A 15,275-nucleotide genomic window follows, 5' to 3' on the forward strand; every position below is an offset into this window, starting at 1 on the left:
GGTTAATACGCGCTAGTCGTCTGCCGAGACGAACCGGGCGGACGTGATCTCCCAGCGTCTTTCGAGCCCGCTTGTCCCGTTGCACCCCAACGGTTGTGGTTCGCCCTGCGGAGCCAAAAGCAGATCGCTACTGCCCTGGCTACGTGTCTTGCCGGTATAGCTGACAAGCACGACGCGGATCGCTCGATCGGGGTGGGTGTTCACCACGCTGCGCAGCCGGGCGCGATGCAGCATGCAGTCGGACGTCAGGCTGTTGCTGAACTTCAGATAATCGCGTGGGCTCGATTTCGCTGTCCCGGCGGGCGCGCCTGCGTCGGTGCCGCCCTGCTCTTCAGCCAGCAAGGCACCGCCAGACAACATCAGGGCCAACGCGGCAATGACGGCTAAGCCACCACGCCGGCGCATCAGCGCTCCCCGGCATCACAGAGCGCGCGGATATGCACCGCAGAGCTGGCCGCCAGCGCATCCAGCGCATAGCCGCCCTCAAGCGTGGAAACCAGCCGGCCGTCGCAGAGACGGTCTGCCGCTTCGGCGATGCGCTGGCTGACCCACTCATAGTCTTCCGCCTCGAACATGAGATCGGCCAGCGGATCCGAGCGATGGGCATCGAAACCGGCAGACACGAAGATCATCTCCGGTTTGAACGCATCCAGCGCCGGCAGCCAGTCGCGCTCGACCGCCTGCCGAAACACGCTGCCCGGCGTGCCGGCCTTGAGCGGCGTCTTGATCAGCTTGCCCGGCACGCTGATGTCCTGGGTATAGGGGAATAGCGGGTTCTGATAACTCGAACAGAACAGCACGTCGGGTTCGTTGCGGAACACGTCCTCGGTGCCATTGCCGTGGTGCACGTCGAAATCGAGAATCGCGACGCGTTTGAGGCCGTGCGCGCGTAGCGCATGCGCAGCGCCCACCGCGACGTTGTCGAAGAAGCAGAAGCCCATGGCGCGATCGTGTTCTGCATGGTGGCCCGGCGGCCGTACGGCGCAGAAGGCGTTGGCCACTTCGCCCGCGATAACCGCATCGGTAGCGGCCACTACCGAGCCCGCGCCGTGCAAGGCGGCCGTAAGGCTATGCTTGTTCATCGACGTATCACCGTCGAGTCGGACGGTGCCCTTCGTGGGCGCGAAGGTCACCAGTTCGTCGACATAGGTCGGGGCGTGCACGCGCTTGATCGCGTCCAGGGGCGCCTGCGGAGCGTCGCGACGGCTCACCCGCCGGTCCACGCCCACCACGCTCATGCCCTTTTCCACGGCCACTAGCCGCGCGGGCGACTCAGGGTGGCCGCTGCCCATGTCGTGGAGCGGGCAACTGGAATGGCTGAAATAGGCAGTCGTCATGCGGCGCGGTTCCGGCAACGGGGATTCGATGGCGTGAGGTTGGCGCGAAGCCACTCCACAGGCATCGAACAACACACGTGGCCGCAATGCAACCACACCGGGTCGCCGGGCGCACTCGCGCGTAAGGCGTCGTGCCGGTTAGCGCTGACCGCTAGCCGCCGATTTATACGCCGCGCATGAAAAACGCCGCTCTAAGGCGGCGTCTTTCTTATCCCAGCGCTGGACGCTCGTCTTAGCGCATCGCCACGATGCGATCGACGACGTTGCTGTCTTCTGTCGTTTCCGGCCCGTAGAGCTCGGAATAGTTGGACTGCATCCAGCGACCGAACGCATCCGGGTTTTCCTCGTTCAACAGGGCCGCCAGAGAATCGAGATTCTCGCCGCCACCGGTCGCCGCTTCGCGACGCAGGGCCACCGACTGGCTGTCGGCGAAGTCATGCGCCTGCGCGAAGTCGTCGTCATCGATGTTCTTGCCAACGATATATGCGGTGGTACCGGCCGTGCTGGCCGTGGTGATCAGGTCATCGCGGTCGCGCGCCGAACTGATCGTGGAAACGCTCAGGCCGATCGCCATGACGCCGCACAGCGCAAGGCCGCGTTTGATCGTGCTGGAACTCATGTCCATGTCTTTATCCCTTTTGTTCACGCTCTTTCGATTCTTGAAGCTAGCCCGCCCCGCATGAATCGAGACTGAACCCTGCCGGAATCCCCTCATTGGTAGAGCTTGCTGCCCCCCTCGCGGAATTCCTCGGCTTTTTCCTGCAGACCGGCATCGATCGCGTCCTGCGGGGTGTGAATACCGCGTTCGTGGGCAAACTCGCGCACCTCCTGTGAAATACGCATGGAACAGAACTTCGGCCCGCACATGCTGCAGAAATGCGCGACCTTGGCGCTGTCCTTGGGCAGGGTCTCATCGTGGTAGCCGCGAGCCTTCATCGGATCGAGGCCGAGATTGAACTGGTCTTCCCAGCGGAACTCGAAGCGCGCCTTGGACAGCGCGTTGTCGCGGATTTGTGCACCCGGATGGCCCTTGGCCAGATCGGCCGCGTGAGCCGCAATCTTGTAGGTGATGATGCCTTCGCGCACGTCGTCCTTGTTGGGCAGGCCCAGATGTTCCTTGGGCGTCACGTAGCAGAGCATCGCGGTGCCATACCAGCCGATCTGGGCCGCGCCGATGCCGGATGTGATGTGGTCATAGCCGGGGGCGATATCCGTGGTCAGCGGCCCAAGCGTGTAGAACGGCGCCTCGTGGCAGTCTTCCAGCTCGGCCTCCATGTTTTCCTTGATGCGCTGCATCGGCACATGGCCCGGCCCTTCGATCATCACCTGCACGTCGTGCTCCCAGGCGATCTTGGTCAGCTCGCCGAGGGTACGCAGCTCGGCCATCTGGGCTTCGTCGTTGGCATCCGCGATACAACCGGGCCGCAGGCCGTCACCCAATGAAAAGGCCACGTCGTAGGCCTTCATGATCTCGCAGATGTCCTCGAAGTGGGTGTAGAGGAAAGACTCGGTGTGATGCGCCAGGCACCACTTGGCCATGATCGAGCCGCCGCGCGAGACGATGCCGGTGATCCGGCTCACGGTCATGGGCACGAACGGCAAGCGCACGCCGGCGTGGATGGTGAAATAGTCCACGCCCTGCTCGGCCTGTTCGATGAGCGTGTCGCGGAACATTTCCCAGGTCAGGTCCTCGGCCTTGCCGTCGACCTTTTCCAGCGCCTGGTAGATCGGCACGGTGCCGACCGGCACCGGCGCGTTGCGGATGATCCACTCGCGGGTTTCATGAATATGCTTGCCGGTGGACAGGTCCATGATCGTGTCGCCGCCCCAGCGCGCTGCCCAGACCATCTTCTCGACTTCCTCGGCGATGGAACTGGTCACCGCAGAGGTGCCCATATTGGCGTTGATCTTCACCCGGAAATTGCGGCCGATGATCATCGGCTCGGATTCGGGGTGATTGACGTTGTTGGGGATGATCGCGCGCCCGGCCGCGATCTCGTCGCGCACGAATTCGGGCGTGACCTGCTCGGGCAGGTTGGCACCGAAGCCTTCGCCCGGATGCCGGCGCAGCAGACGGGAATCCTTGATGGCGTCGATCTTCGCATTCTCACGAATCGCCACGAATTCCATCTCGGGCGTGACGATGCCCTGACGCGCATAATGCATTTGACTGACATTAGCGCCGGCCTTTGCGCGCAGCGGCTTGGGCGGCTCGGGAAAGCGCAGATGGGTCAGCGCATTATCGGCATGGCGCTCGCGGCCGTAGTCAGACGAAAAATCGGCCAGGCGCTCGGTGTCGTCCCGCTCGGCGATCCACGCGGCGCGCAACGCAGGCAGGCCGCGGCGCAGGTCGATATCGGCCTGCGGGTCGGTATACGGCCCGGAACAGTCGTAGATCGTGATCGGCGGATTCTTCTCGACACCGAAAGTCGCCGGCGTATTGCTCTGGGCGACCTCGCGCATCGGCACACGGATATCCGGCCGGGAGCCCGTTTCGTGGATTTTGGAGGAATTCGGAAACGGCTCGCGCATTTCGTCGGCCAGACGCGCGGAGACCGCCAGATCTTTGGGAACAGCGCTCATATGAGGATCGGCAGCAGAGGGAAGACTCGCTTCAATCTAACAACCCCCCACCGGCAATAAAAGCGGCAGCGCAGCATTTGCACCGCGCTGTAGTCAGCGTTCTACGCGAACGATCACCTCTTCACTGTCAGCAACTTGGGCGCCGGCCGCCTGCATGGCGTCAATCGCGGCCTGCGTATCGCCGCGCTGCATATCGACCCCGCGTGTACCGTCGCGCACCAGCGTGACGGCAAAACCCTGATCCAGCGCATCGATAACAGTGAATTTCACACAGACATCGGCGGCCAACCCGAGCACCACAAGATGCTCGATTTCATGCCCGCGCAGATGATCTGCAAGGCCCGTCGCCTGCCGGTGCCCGTTATCGAAGAACGCCGAATAGCTATCGATACGCGCGTCGGTGCCCTTGCGCACGACATGATCGATACCCGCGACATCGAGCGCCGACGCGAAGCCAGCACCGGGCGCGCCCTGTACGCAGTGCACAGGCCAGAGAATCTGCTCCAGGCCGTCCAGTTCGGTGACCTGGAATGGCTCGAAACCAGCGTGCTCGTCCGCGAACGACAGATGACGCGGCGGGTGCCAATCCTGGCTGGCGACGACATGCTCGAAATATGGCATCAGCCGATTGGCGACCGGCACCACGGCATCCCCGTCGGCCACGGCCAAGGCGCCACCGGGCAGGAAATCGTTCTGGATATCGACCAGCAACAAGGCGGTTCGCATGATCAGGCTTCTCCGGCCTTATCGACCGGTGCCGCCACGGGCCGCTCGTGCCGGTGAGCGAGCCAGTCGCGCAAGGCGTCGGTGGATTCCTCGAGATAGCGATCGATGAGCGCGGGGTAATCGCGGCGCGCGGCGAAGAAGGCGAACTGCTCGCGCGCGTACTGCTGCACATCGGACAGCGCTGGCGCCGGCGAGACCGCACGACCGTCGCGCACGGCCGGTACGAGCAGATCGATATGCGGCGCGTCTGGTGTGAACTCATGGCAGTACTCGCCCTTCGTGCCGGCCCAGGCGGTTCGCGGCGCAGCCGCGTCGAACAGCAGGTCCGCCGCGGGCGCGCCGTCGTCCAGAAAACGGCGTACCTGATGGACGCCCGGGCGTGTGAGCTTGCCGGGCGTGTCCGACAGCTTCATGCGATACGACCAGGTCCCGCGGTCGCTGCGGATCGCGCCCAGTTTGTAGACGCCGTCGAGCGCGGCATCCGGCTGCGCGGTCGTCAGGCGGGTGCCGACGCCCCAGAGCACGATGGGCGCGCCCTCGCGCTTGAGTTCGGCGATTACTTTCTCGTCCAGGCTGGAGCTGGCCGCGATCTTGGCATTGGGAAAACCCGCCGCATCGAGCATTCGGCGTGCCGTCTTGGACAACTCCGACAGGTCACCCGAATCAAGCCGTATACCGGCCATTTCATGGCCGCTCTCGCGCAGCTTGCGGCCCGCGCGGATCGCGTTGTCGATGCCTTCGAGGGTGTCGTAGGTGTCGACCAGGAAGATGCAGTTGTCCGGCAGCGCCGCGGCGTAGGCATCGAAGGCGTCGATCTCGTCGTCGAAGGCCATGACCCAGCCGTGCGCGTGGGTGCCGGATACCGGGATACCGAACAGCTGCCCGGCCAGTACGTTCGAGGTGCCTGCACAGCCGCCGATGTAGGCCGCACGCGCCGCCGAGACGCCACCATCGATGCCCTGGGCCTTGCGCAGGCCAAAATCCAGTACCGGATCGCCGCCGGCGGCATGCGCGATCCGCGCGGCCTTGGTCGCGACCAAGGTCGGGAAATTCATGATGTTGAGCAGTGCACTTTCAAGCAGCTGCGCCTGAATGATCGGCGCACGCACGCGCAGCATCGGCTGATGCGCGAACACGGCAGTGCCTTCCGGCATGGCATCGATATCGCCGGTGAAACGTAGATCGCGCAGGTACGCCAAAAACGCCGGCGCGAACAGCGCCTCGCCCGCGTTGTCCTTCAGCGTCGCCAGGTAGTCGATATCGGCATCGTCGAACGACAGCTCGGTGACATATTCGATCGCGGTTTCGATCCCGCAGGCGATGGCGAAGCCGTTGTCGAAGGGCGCATCGCGAAAGAACAGGTGAAATACCGCCTCACGCTCGGCCGAGCCGTTGTGCCAGTGGGCATAGGCCATGGTGAGCTGGTAGAGATCGGTCAGTAGCGCCGGCGCGCGGCCGTAGAGTTGCCCCAGGAAGGACATAGACTGGTCGTGCACGAATGATCCAACAAGAATGCGAGCGTTGTACGTCGGTTTCAACTCATGGGCGACCCACGGCCGCTTGCACCGGCATACTACGGCCCGCAAGCGGCACGCCATGGAGTATGGAGCACGAATGGCAGAGAAAACCGATCGGCAGGACGCGTCCGGCAAGAAGCGGCGAAAACGTCAGCCGCCCGGCTGGCGAACGCGCGTGCTGAGAACTGTTTCACAATGGGCCATGGCGGGTTATATCTGGCTGCTCCGCCTGACCTGTCGCATTCGTGTCGTGGAGGGCCGCCAGTACCTCGAGGACACGCTCGCCGGTGACACGCCGGTCGTGCCCTGTGCCTGGCATCAGCAGCTGGTCCCGAGCGGTCTGTTCCTGCGCTCACTCGTGCCGCGCGGCATGAACGTGGGTTTTCTGATCAGCCCGTCGCGAGAAGGCGAATTCATGTCGCGGGTCGCACACAATCACCGTGTCACGCCGATCCGCGGCTCTTCCAGCCGGACCGGCAAGGAAGCCATGCAGGCGCTGACCGAGGCCGTTCGCGAGGGCGTATCGCCGATGATGTATGGCGACGGGCCCCGCGGGCCGGCCCGGGTATTCAAGACCGGCGCCGTGATCCTGGCCAGCCGCACCGGCGCGCCACTATTCCTCGTGGGTGCCGCGGCCAGCCGCTACTGGCAGGTAAAATCCTGGGACAGCTTTCAGGTACCCAAGCCGTTCTGCACGTTCAATGTCGCCATAGGCGAACCGTGGCCGATTGGCGCTCTGGGGCGCCCCCATCAGGCAGAAGATATCGCCAAGGAACTCGGTCACCGCCTCGACGCTCTCTGCGAAGTGGCTCAGGGCGGGCCCGACGCCAGGTAAACGCTACCGATGGATGAGAAGACCGATACCGCCCTACCCTGGAAGACACGCCTGGGGCTATGGCTTGCCGTGCCTTTATTGCGGGTAATCGTGCGCCTGCTGCTGGCCAGCTGCCGAATCCGGCACGTGGCCGGGGATGCCGACCTGCAGCGGCTGATCGACGAAGACCGTGCGTTCCTGCCCTGCTGCTGGCACCAGCGCTTGAGCGTAAGCGTGGGCTATCTGCTACGGGCAAAAGACCGCGGCCTGCGGCCCGGCTTTCTGGTTTCGCCTTCGCGGGACGGCGAACTCGTCGCCCGCGTGGTCGACGGCATGGGCGCCACAATCATTCGTGGTTCTGCCACCCGTACCGGCGCCCGTGCCATGCGCGATCTCTATGGCGTGATGAAGACCGGCGTATCGCCGATCATTCATCCGGACGGCCCACACGGCCCCGCGTTCGAAGCCAAGCCGGGCACCCTGATGCTCGCGCAGATGACGCGGGCAGCGTTGTTGCCCATGGCGTTTTCGGCCGATCGCTACTGGCAGATCGGCTCCTGGGACCGGCTGATGATCCCCAAGCCGTTCGCGCGCGTGGTGATCACGATCGGCGAACCGCTCACCGTGAACCGCGGCGATGCGATCGAGCGCGCCGCAGAAACCCTGGGCGCACGCCTCGACCTGCTCACCGCAGAAGCCGATCGTCAGATCGGCACCACGCCCCGCCCGCCGCGCGCGCCTGTCAGCGACCGGGCAGGCGACTAGGCGGCAACCGTTTCGCCCTGCAGGTAGGCGGCCAGCGCGTTGATGGTCGGGTATTCGAACAGATCGGTCATATCCAGGCGATCCGGCCAGTGTTCTTCGATGCCTTCGTGGATCTGCGCCAGCTCCAGCGAGGACAAGCCGCTTTCGAACAGGTCGTCGTCGAGGCCGATGTTGCGTTTGGGCACGACCTCGTCGCAGATCGTCTTCAGTTGCCGGGCCAGGTCCGTGGCGCCATCTGCTTCCGGCGGTGCCGGCGCCGCCATCAGCGCGGCCAATTCGCTGGCGATCGCCGCAAAGGCGCCTTGGGCATAATCGCGCGCCAGCTGGGCGCGCCGCGGCTTGCCGCTCGTGGTTCGCGGTATCTGGCGTACCGGCAACACATGGGCGACGACCAGCCCGGCGCGCTGATTGATATGCGCGGTCAATGAGCGCGCCAGCGGCACGAAGTCCGCCAGGCGACCGCGATAGATCACAAAGAACACCAGTTCGTCGGCCTGTGCGCCCGGCGCACGCACGCCGGCAGCAGCCACCTTGTTCGGCTCGATACCGTCGAGCGTTTGTGCCAGGGCTTCGAGATCCTGCGGATAGTGATTCTGGCCGTTGACGAACAGGATCTCCTTCGCTCGCCCGGTGATCAGCAATTCGCCGTCGTGCATGAAACCGAGATCGCCCGTATCCAGCCAACCCTCATCCGCCAGCGCTGCGCAGTTGGCGGCCGCGTTGGCGTGATAGCCGGCGGTGACGTTGGCGCCCCGGATCCAGACCCGGCCCACCACGTCGGCCGCGACCACGCGCCGCTCGTCGTCGGCGATACACACCTCGGTGCCCTGCACCGGCTGGCCCAGACAGACAAGCTCTAGCGCGGCGTCGCTGCGGTCGAAACGCACGACGTCACCCACGCCGAGTTCGCCGCGCGCGACCGACAGGCTGCGCAGGCCCGCGCCGGCCGGCGGGAACGTGACCGCCAGACTCGCCTCGGCCAGGCCGTAGACCGGGAACATGGCGTCCTCGCACAGGCCGGTGGGAGCCAGCGTGGTGAGAAACTCGCGCGCCAGTGCCGGGGCAATCGGCTCGGCGCCGTTGTAGATCAGGCGTACCGCAGACAGATCGAGCGCAGGCAGGCCCTTCGCGGCGATCGCCTTCAAGGTGTGGCGATAACCGAAATTCGGCGAGCACAGCAGCGTGGCCTGTTTTTCGGCCGCTTTCTCCAGCCACAGCAACGGCCGGCGCGCGAACAGCTCGGGCGCCATCAGGTAGTGAGTGAAGCCGTGGCAGAGCAGCGTCAGATGAAAACCGATCAGGCCCATGTCATGGGTCAGTGGCATCCACGAGACCGCGATCTCGTCGGCGGCGAAGCGCGAGCCTTCGCTGATCGCGGCGATATTGGCCAGCAGGTTGGCGTGCGTGAGCACCACGCCCTTGGGATCGCCGGTCGAGCCGGAGGAGAACTGGATGAAGGCGGTATCTTCGGGGGCGAGCGGTGCCCGCACCGCGGGAGTATCCACGCTCGGCGGCTCGTCCGAGAGCGCGCGCCCGGCGAGGCGCGCGGACGCGGCTTCGTCGCCGCGGTCTTCCAGCCAGCTGCGCGCGCGTTCGAGATGTTTCGGCGCAGCGACCACCCGCGGCTCGTCCAGGTGACGCCAGACCTTGATCAGTTTTTCCAGATGCGCGTCGCTGGCGCCGGCCGCGATCGGCACCGGCACGAGCCCGCCATAGATCCCGGCCCAGAAGAACTGCAGAAAGCGCAGGTTGTCCTCGACGAACAGGATCACCGGGTCGCCCGGCTTCGCTCCGAGCGTCTGCAGTACGGCCAGTTGGCGTTCCGCCGCCTGGGCGAGCTGGCGATAGCTCAGGCCGCGTTCCTCGTGGCTGCCGTCGATGAAACCGATCTCGTTCGGGCTGCCGACCTGGGCATCCAGGGCATCGGCCAGTGTGGTGAAAGATGACATGGGCAAAACCTGTAAGACGGGTGTTATCGGCGTACCCAGCGCAGCGGCACACCGCCGGCGCCGGGACGCAGGTTGATACGGGATTCGAGCCGCGGTGCACGGTTGCCGGCATAGACCGGGCGCAGGCGGCGCAACGTGGTGACCAGCTGGGCGCGCATCTCGGTCATGGCCATCTGCTCGCCCACGCAATGGCGCGGGCCGGCAGCAAACGGCAGGAACGCGAACCGGTGACCCGGCGTGCCGGACGCCAGAAAACGCGCCGGCGCAAAGGTTTCCGGCGCCTGCCAGTAGTCGGCATGGCGATGCAGCACATAGGGGCTGATGAAAAGTTGGTCGCCGGCCTCGATGTCATGATCGCCGAGCCGGTCGGGCACGAGCGCCCGACGCGAGAGCAGCCAGCCCGGCGGATAGAGGCGCAACACTTCCCTGATCACGGCGTCGACAAACGTCAGCCGTGCGCCCGGGCGGGCACAGAACTGTGCGATCTCGCCGGCGTCGAGGGCATCCACCGCGGCCAGCAGGCGCTCGAGCACGCGCGGGTGGGTCGCGATCTCGTACCAGGCCCAGGCCAGCGCGCTGGCCGTGGTTTCGTGGCCGGCGACGATCAGGGTCATGACCTCATCGATGAGCTCGTCCCGGGTCATGCCCGCGCTCTCGGCCGGCGCGTTCTTAGGGTGCGCCGCCAGCAGATGACCGAGAAAGTCGAACGCCTGCGTGCCGCTTGCCTCGCGAGCCGCGACAATCGAAGCCACCACCCGGCCGAGCCGATGAAAACGCGCCGCGAAACGCAGATCGCGGGTCGCGTCCTCCTGAGCAGCGCGAAAGGATTGGCGCCGTCGGCCATCAGGGTTTCATAGTCGGCGCCGAACACGGACCGGAGCACGATCACCAGCGTCAGCTCGCTGACATGGGCCGCCCCGTCCAGGGTCTCACCACGCGCCGCGAAGCCCATCCAGCGTGTCCCCAGACGTTCGTTCTCGGCCAAGATCATGGTGTTGAAATCCGCCAGCCGGCGCGGCCTGAAGGCAGGCTGGATCAGACGCCGCTGGCGCGCCCAGAACTCACCGTTGCTGACCATAATCCCGTTACCGAGCAGCAGGCGAACACGCTCCAGGCCGATGCCCTTGGCATAGCGGCCGGCGTGGCCGACAAGGACCTGCTGGACCATTGCCGGGTCATGGATGACCCAATGTCGCGCATCGCCACGCTCGGCGGGCACCCGATAGACGTCACCATAGGCGCCATGCCAGCGCACGAGCATGCGTCGCGTAGCGTCGTCCGGTGCGATCGCAAACGGCGCCGAGGGCCCGGGCACATGGGCCGCGGGATTGATATCGGCTAGGCTGATGGACATCTCGAACGTCCTCAATCGACACGCAGCGTTTGTCTCCCAGGCATTCGCTGCCTGCGTGCAAAAAGAACCTTAACGAATATTTGTTGTGGTACATGTAGTTTACACATTTCTGCCCGCAGTCGACCAGCCGCTGCGATTAGACTGGGGCGCAGACAACGATCCACCGGCCTATCGCGAGCGCTTCGAGCGTATGGCCAGCCAGGGGGCGCGCAGCCGCAGCCGCACGGGTTTATGGCTATTGCAGCAATTGCTGATGGGCGCTGGCTATCCGGGAGAGACCCTGGCTCGTATCGGCTTCAACCCCGCCGGCCGGCCCGAGATCGCCGGCGCGCCGGCGTTCAGCATTTCGCACAGCGAAGCACTGGTGGCTTGTGCGCTTTGCGACGAGGGCATGATCGGTCTGGATGTGGAATATCGGCGCCCGCGTGATATGACACGTATGGCGCGCCTGCTCGACGTAGCCGAGCAGCAGCATGTCGCACAGCAACCGCTGGCTTTCTTCGACTACTGGTGCGCGCGCGAGGCCACGGTCAAGGCCAGTGGTAGGGTGGGGCTAAAGCGTATTCGTGCGCTCACCCTGCACGGCGATACCGCACATCTGGATGCACGGGCCTGGCCACTGCGCGCCCTCGCCCTCGCCGACGGCTACGCCGCCTGCCTCGCCAGCGACCGGGCCATCGAGGCGGTAGAAATCAGCGACCTGAGCGATCGGCTTGCAGGAAATACAGGCCGGTGAAGATCTTCGGATCGACATACTTGCCAGTGCGCTGTTGCGCGGCCAGCCAGGATTCGACTTCGGCCAGCGGCACTGCGTGGGGCGTGATGTCTTCGCTGTCGTCGCCGCCGCCGGCATCGATACGGGTGAGATCGTAGGCGCGATAGAAGCTGATCACCTCGTTTGCGAGGCCGGCGCTGGGCGGACCGGCGGTGAGAAATTCGAGCCGTGCCGGGCGATAGCCGGTTTCTTCCTCGAGCTCTCGCGCGCCGGCCACTTCCAGCGCCTCGTCCTCTTCGCCGACGATATCGCCGACCAGGCCAGCGGGCAGTTCGATCACGTTTGCCTGCATAGGGAAACGCGGCTGCTCGACCAGCAACAGTTCGTCGTCTGCGGTGAGCGCAACGATAATCACCGCGCCGCGCGCATTGGCGCGTTCAACATATTCCCAGTTGTCTCGGCGTTTCAGACGCAGGAATTCGCCTTCGTGGAGCGTACTATCGGCAGACATGGCGGCCTATCGGGTGAACAACAGCGCGTCATTCTAACCGCGGGGCCACGCAGGCGTGCCTACGCGACACGCAGGGGCGTGACGTTGCTCGGCTGAATGCCGTTTTGCAGATCGCTCCAGTAGACGATTTCCATGCGGCCGTCGAAATGCTCGACCAGCGCGCTGCAGGATTCCACCCAGTCGCCCGAGTTGTAGTAGCTCACGCCTTCGATGGTCTTCATCTCGGCATGATGGATATGCCCACAGACCACCCCGTCGAAGCCGCGCCGGCGACACTCGTGGGCCACGGCCTTTTCGAATTCGCTGATGAAGTTCACCGCCGACTTGACCTTGTGCTTGGCATAGGCTGACAGCGACCAGTAGGGATAGCCCAGCCGCGCGCGCACGCCGTTGACGTAGCGGTTGGCGCGCAGCAGCGTCACATAGGCCACATCGCCGATCCGCGCGACCCAGCGGTGGTAGCGGGTGACCACGTCGAACAGATCGCCGTGGATGACGAACAGCTTGCGGTTGTCGGCGGTGACGTGGATGCAGTCGTTGACGACATGGATGTTGCCCATGCGCAGTTCGTAGTCGACGAACTTGCGCAGAAAGTCGTCGTGGTTGCCGGTCACGTAGTAGACCTGCGTGCCACGCTTGGACTTGGTCAATATCTTGCGGATGACGTTGGTATGTTCCTGCGGCCAGAAGAAAGTCGACTGCAGCCGCCAGCCGTCGATGATGTCGCCGACCAGATAGAGTTTTTCGCACTGACACTGCTTGAGAAACGCGGCCAGTGACTCGGCCTGGCTCCCCGCGGTGCCCAGATGGGCATCGGATATGAATACGCTGCGATAGCGCAGCACCGGGCGTTCTTCGTTCTCGTCGCTCATCGCTTTCTCCATCACGGACCCGCGATCATGGTCAGCCCGCCAGATCACTGCAGCGTGACGGTTTCGTTTCAATTCGATGACAACGTTTCGCAACGGTTTTTGTCCCCGTTTTTGCTAAGCTTGCGCCGCAGCGAGGGCACCGGCGTATCCATGCGCCGGTACAGGGGCGTTCACCGCGGATCGAACACCAAATGAGTCAGACACAGCACCGAGTCCTGATCGTGGGCAGCGGCGGGCGCGAGCACGCGCTCGCGGTCAAGATTGCCGCCTCTTCACGCGTAAGCCACGTCTACGTGGCGCCCGGGAATGCCGGCACCGCGCGCATGGCAGGGGTACAAAATCTTGCGCTGGCCGCGACCGATCTCGAAGGCCTGCGCGATTTCGCATGCGACAACGATGTTTCCTTGACGGTGATCGGCCCCGAGGCGCCGCTCGCCGACGGTATCGTGGACGTGTTCCAGGAAGCCGGTCTGCGCTGTTTCGGTCCGGGCCGCGATGCCGCGCAGCTGGAAGCCAGCAAGGCGTTCTCCAAGGACTTCCTTGCGCGGCACGCGATTCCGACTGCCGATTATTCGGTGTTCACCGACTACGATGAAGCCGCGGCCCATATTCGCCAGATCGGCGCACCGATTGTCGTCAAGGCCGATGGTCTCGCCGCTGGCAAGGGCGTTTACCTCGCCCAGTCCGTCGATGAAGCCCTCGACGCCGCGCGTGACATCCTCCAGGACAACGCCTTTGGCGATTCCGGCGCGCGCATCGTCGTAGAAGCCTTTTTGACCGGCGAGGAAGCCAGTTTCATCGCCATGGTCGACGGCAACAACATCCTGCCGCTGGCCAGTTCGCAGGACCACAAGGCCGCGCACGACGGCGATACCGGCCCCAACACCGGCGGCATGGGCGCCTACTCCCCCGCCCCGGTGATGACCGACGCCGTTTTCGAACACGTCATGGATAGCGTGATCCGGCCCACGGTCGCCGGCATGGCCGCCGACGGCCACGCCTTCACCGGCTTTCTGTACGCCGGCCTGATGATCGACGAGACCGGCGAAGCGCGGGTGCTCGAATTCAATGTCCGCCTGGGCGATCCGGAAACCCAGCCGATCCTGATGCGGTTGCGCTCGGATCTCATCGATCTCATCGAAGCCGCGCTCGACGAGCGCCTGGATGAGGCCGAGGCCGACTGGCATAACCAGGCCGCGCTCGGCGTGGTCATGGCCGCCGGCGGTTATCCCGGCAGCTACGACAAGGGCGACGAGATCTTCGGCCTCGAGGCCGCCGAGGCCACCGGGGTCCAGGTCTTTCATGCCGGCACCCGTCTGGCCGACGACGGCAGCGTGCGTACCGACGGCGGCCGTGTGCTGTGCGTGTGCGCGCTCGGCGACGACGTTGCCCAGGCGCAGGCGCGCGCCTATGCTGGCGTTGCGCAAATCAGTTGGCGCGATGCCATGTATCGTCGCGATATCGGCCATCGAGCCATCAACCGCTCGTCCGGCACCTCATAACAACCGTTCAAGACAAGCCCACCGCGATAAGCCGTTCGCAAGGAACCGATTGATGAAGACGACTCGTATCCTGAGCAACACGCTCCTGCTCTGCGTGCTGCTCACGGCAGCTGCCACCGTTCACGCCAAGGAAGACAAGACGGTTTACGGCTGGGTGGAAAACGCTCAGCTCGTGCCCTGGGGCGTGACCCTGAAAGCCAAGCTGGATACCGGCGCCCTCACTTCCTCGCTGCATGCTACGGATATCGAGACGTTCAAGAAGGACGACGAATCCTGGGTACGGTTCAAGACCCGCGTCGAGGATCAGCGCACCGACGAAATGGTGAGCAAGGAATACGAGCGCCCGCTTTATCGCGAGCTGGAAGTCAGCGGTGCCGGCGGCAGCGACGAGCGCCCGGTCGTGTTGCTCGAGGTATGCATGAACGACACCATCTACGAAGAGCAGTTCTCGCTGCGTGATCGCGGCGACATGATCTACCCGATGCTGCTGGGCCGCCGCACCATCAAGCATCTCGGCCTGATCGACGTAAGCGAGACGTTCCTGAACGAACCCGAGTGCGACCACGATTCGAAGGTTGTCGAAAACGAGAAGACGTCCGACGAAGACGACGACTGATAGCAACGGACGCT

At 64.6% G+C, this 15,275-nt stretch carries 16 protein-coding genes; 5 read left to right on the forward strand and 11 right to left on the reverse strand.

The genetic code is table 11. The features are described 5' to 3' along the window. Window positions 1-12: 12 nt before the first annotated feature. The 6 genes from SADO_RS11465 to SADO_RS11490 all read right to left on the reverse strand — a co-directional run bounded on the left by SADO_RS11465 (window position 13) and on the right by SADO_RS11490 (window position 6,127). Window positions 13-405: a hypothetical protein gene (locus tag SADO_RS11465; RefSeq protein WP_353111453.1), complete on the reverse strand. Its 393-nt coding sequence runs from the start codon at window positions 403-405 to the stop codon at window positions 13-15. Then, a complete protein-coding gene (locus tag SADO_RS11470; RefSeq protein ID WP_353111455.1) occupies window positions 405-1,337 on the reverse strand; it encodes a histone deacetylase family protein in 933 nt (310 codons plus the stop codon). Before SADO_RS11470 ends, SADO_RS11465 begins: the two co-directional genes overlap by 1 nt. 232 nt (window positions 1,338-1,569) lie before the next feature. Next, window positions 1,570-1,962 carry a DUF3015 family protein gene (locus tag SADO_RS11475; protein ID WP_353111457.1) on the reverse strand — a complete coding sequence of 131 codons (393 nt, stop codon included), beginning with the start codon at window positions 1,960-1,962 and terminating at the stop codon, window positions 1,570-1,572. A gap of 86 nt (window positions 1,963-2,048) precedes the next feature. Continuing rightward, complete coding sequence (gene thiC / locus SADO_RS11480; protein WP_353111459.1) at window positions 2,049-3,920, reverse strand: phosphomethylpyrimidine synthase ThiC; 1,872 nt, start codon at window positions 3,918-3,920, stop codon at window positions 2,049-2,051. Between the two features lie 93 nt (window positions 3,921-4,013). Next, complete coding sequence (gene pncA / locus SADO_RS11485) at window positions 4,014-4,646, reverse strand: bifunctional nicotinamidase/pyrazinamidase (protein WP_353111461.1); 633 nt, start codon at window positions 4,644-4,646, stop codon at window positions 4,014-4,016. 2 nt (window positions 4,647-4,648) lie between these two features. Then, on the reverse strand, window positions 4,649-6,127 hold the full coding sequence (locus tag SADO_RS11490) for a nicotinate phosphoribosyltransferase (protein ID WP_353111463.1): 1,479 nt from the start codon (window positions 6,125-6,127) through the stop codon (window positions 4,649-4,651). A 133-nt stretch (window positions 6,128-6,260) separates the two neighbouring features. On the opposite strand from SADO_RS11490, the gene SADO_RS11495 reads away from it, so the two are divergent. Both SADO_RS11495 and SADO_RS11500 read left to right on the forward strand, forming a co-directional pair. Further along, complete coding sequence (locus tag SADO_RS11495) at window positions 6,261-6,998, forward strand: lysophospholipid acyltransferase family protein (RefSeq protein ID WP_353111465.1); 738 nt, start codon at window positions 6,261-6,263, stop codon at window positions 6,996-6,998. A 9-nt stretch (window positions 6,999-7,007) separates the two neighbouring features. Then, a complete protein-coding gene (locus SADO_RS11500; protein ID WP_353111467.1) occupies window positions 7,008-7,742 on the forward strand; it encodes a lysophospholipid acyltransferase family protein in 735 nt (244 codons plus the stop codon). Here SADO_RS11500 and SADO_RS11505 read toward each other — a convergent pair. Genes SADO_RS11505 through SADO_RS11515 form a run of 3 tightly spaced genes read right to left on the reverse strand, consistent with a single transcriptional unit; the run spans window position 7,739 to window position 11,045 of the window. Beyond that, window positions 7,739-9,691 carry a non-ribosomal peptide synthetase gene (locus SADO_RS11505; protein WP_353111469.1) on the reverse strand — a complete coding sequence of 651 codons (1,953 nt, stop codon included), beginning with the start codon at window positions 9,689-9,691 and terminating at the stop codon, window positions 7,739-7,741. The genes SADO_RS11500 and SADO_RS11505 overlap by 4 nt on opposite strands. A 23-nt stretch (window positions 9,692-9,714) precedes the next feature. Continuing rightward, complete coding sequence (locus tag SADO_RS11510) at window positions 9,715-10,446, reverse strand: cytochrome P450 (RefSeq protein WP_353111471.1); 732 nt, start codon at window positions 10,444-10,446, stop codon at window positions 9,715-9,717. After that, window positions 10,332-11,045 carry a cytochrome P450 gene (locus SADO_RS11515; protein ID WP_353111473.1) on the reverse strand — a complete coding sequence of 238 codons (714 nt, stop codon included), beginning with the start codon at window positions 11,043-11,045 and terminating at the stop codon, window positions 10,332-10,334. The genes SADO_RS11510 and SADO_RS11515 overlap by 115 nt, the downstream gene beginning before the upstream one ends. 85 nt (window positions 11,046-11,130) lie before the next feature. On the opposite strand from SADO_RS11515, the gene SADO_RS11520 reads away from it, so the two are divergent. Next, window positions 11,131-11,781 (forward strand): 4'-phosphopantetheinyl transferase family protein, encoded by a 651-nt coding sequence (locus SADO_RS11520; protein ID WP_353111475.1) that lies wholly within the window; start codon window positions 11,131-11,133, stop codon window positions 11,779-11,781. Here the strand turns inward: SADO_RS11520 and SADO_RS11525 are convergent. Beyond that, on the reverse strand, window positions 11,738-12,271 hold the full coding sequence (locus SADO_RS11525; RefSeq protein ID WP_353111477.1) for an NUDIX hydrolase: 534 nt from the start codon (window positions 12,269-12,271) through the stop codon (window positions 11,738-11,740). The two genes, SADO_RS11520 and SADO_RS11525, sit on opposite strands and share 44 nt — an antisense overlap. Window positions 12,272-12,330: 59 nt before the next feature. After that, complete coding sequence (locus tag SADO_RS11530; protein ID WP_353111479.1) at window positions 12,331-13,143, reverse strand: UDP-2,3-diacylglucosamine diphosphatase; 813 nt, start codon at window positions 13,141-13,143, stop codon at window positions 12,331-12,333. A 191-nt stretch (window positions 13,144-13,334) separates the two neighbouring features. Between SADO_RS11530 and purD the strand changes: the two genes are divergently transcribed. Then, window positions 13,335-14,645: a phosphoribosylamine--glycine ligase gene (purD, locus tag SADO_RS11535; protein ID WP_353111481.1), complete on the forward strand. Its 1,311-nt coding sequence runs from the start codon at window positions 13,335-13,337 to the stop codon at window positions 14,643-14,645. 52 nt (window positions 14,646-14,697) lie between these two features. Continuing rightward, window positions 14,698-15,261, forward strand: coding sequence for a retropepsin-like aspartic peptidase RloA3 (gene rloA3 / locus SADO_RS11540; RefSeq protein ID WP_353111483.1), 564 nt, complete (start codon window positions 14,698-14,700; stop codon window positions 15,259-15,261). The last annotated feature ends 14 nt before the right edge of the window (window positions 15,262-15,275 follow it).

Source organism: Salinisphaera dokdonensis CL-ES53 (assembly GCF_040361215.1).
Classification (GTDB): Bacteria; Pseudomonadota; Gammaproteobacteria; order Nevskiales; family Salinisphaeraceae; genus Salinisphaera; species Salinisphaera dokdonensis.

Coding starts and splice junctions, on each gene's coding strand:
- SADO_RS11465 (WP_353111453.1), bottom strand. CDS start 405: ATGCGCCGGCGTGGTGGCTTAGCCGTCATTGCCGCGTTGGCCCTGATG.
- SADO_RS11470 (WP_353111455.1), bottom strand. CDS start 1,337: ATGACGACTGCCTATTTCAGCCATTCCAGTTGCCCGCTCCACGACATG.
- SADO_RS11475 (WP_353111457.1), bottom strand. CDS start 1,962: ATGGACATGAGTTCCAGCACGATCAAACGCGGCCTTGCGCTGTGCGGC.
- thiC (WP_353111459.1), bottom strand. CDS start 3,920: ATGAGCGCTGTTCCCAAAGATCTGGCGGTCTCCGCGCGTCTGGCCGAC.
- pncA (WP_353111461.1), bottom strand. CDS start 4,646: ATGCGAACCGCCTTGTTGCTGGTCGATATCCAGAACGATTTCCTGCCC.
- SADO_RS11490 (WP_353111463.1), bottom strand. CDS start 6,127: ATGTCCTTCCTGGGGCAACTCTACGGCCGCGCGCCGGCGCTACTGACC.
- SADO_RS11495 (WP_353111465.1), top strand. CDS start 6,261: ATGGCAGAGAAAACCGATCGGCAGGACGCGTCCGGCAAGAAGCGGCGA.
- SADO_RS11500 (WP_353111467.1), top strand. CDS start 7,008: ATGGATGAGAAGACCGATACCGCCCTACCCTGGAAGACACGCCTGGGG.
- SADO_RS11505 (WP_353111469.1), bottom strand. CDS start 9,691: ATGTCATCTTTCACCACACTGGCCGATGCCCTGGATGCCCAGGTCGGC.
- SADO_RS11515 (WP_353111473.1), bottom strand. CDS start 11,045: ATGTCCATCAGCCTAGCCGATATCAATCCCGCGGCCCATGTGCCCGGG.
- SADO_RS11525 (WP_353111477.1), bottom strand. CDS start 12,271: ATGTCTGCCGATAGTACGCTCCACGAAGGCGAATTCCTGCGTCTGAAA.
- SADO_RS11530 (WP_353111479.1), bottom strand. CDS start 13,143: ATGAGCGACGAGAACGAAGAACGCCCGGTGCTGCGCTATCGCAGCGTA.
- purD (WP_353111481.1), top strand. CDS start 13,335: ATGAGTCAGACACAGCACCGAGTCCTGATCGTGGGCAGCGGCGGGCGC.
- rloA3 (WP_353111483.1), top strand. CDS start 14,698: ATGAAGACGACTCGTATCCTGAGCAACACGCTCCTGCTCTGCGTGCTG.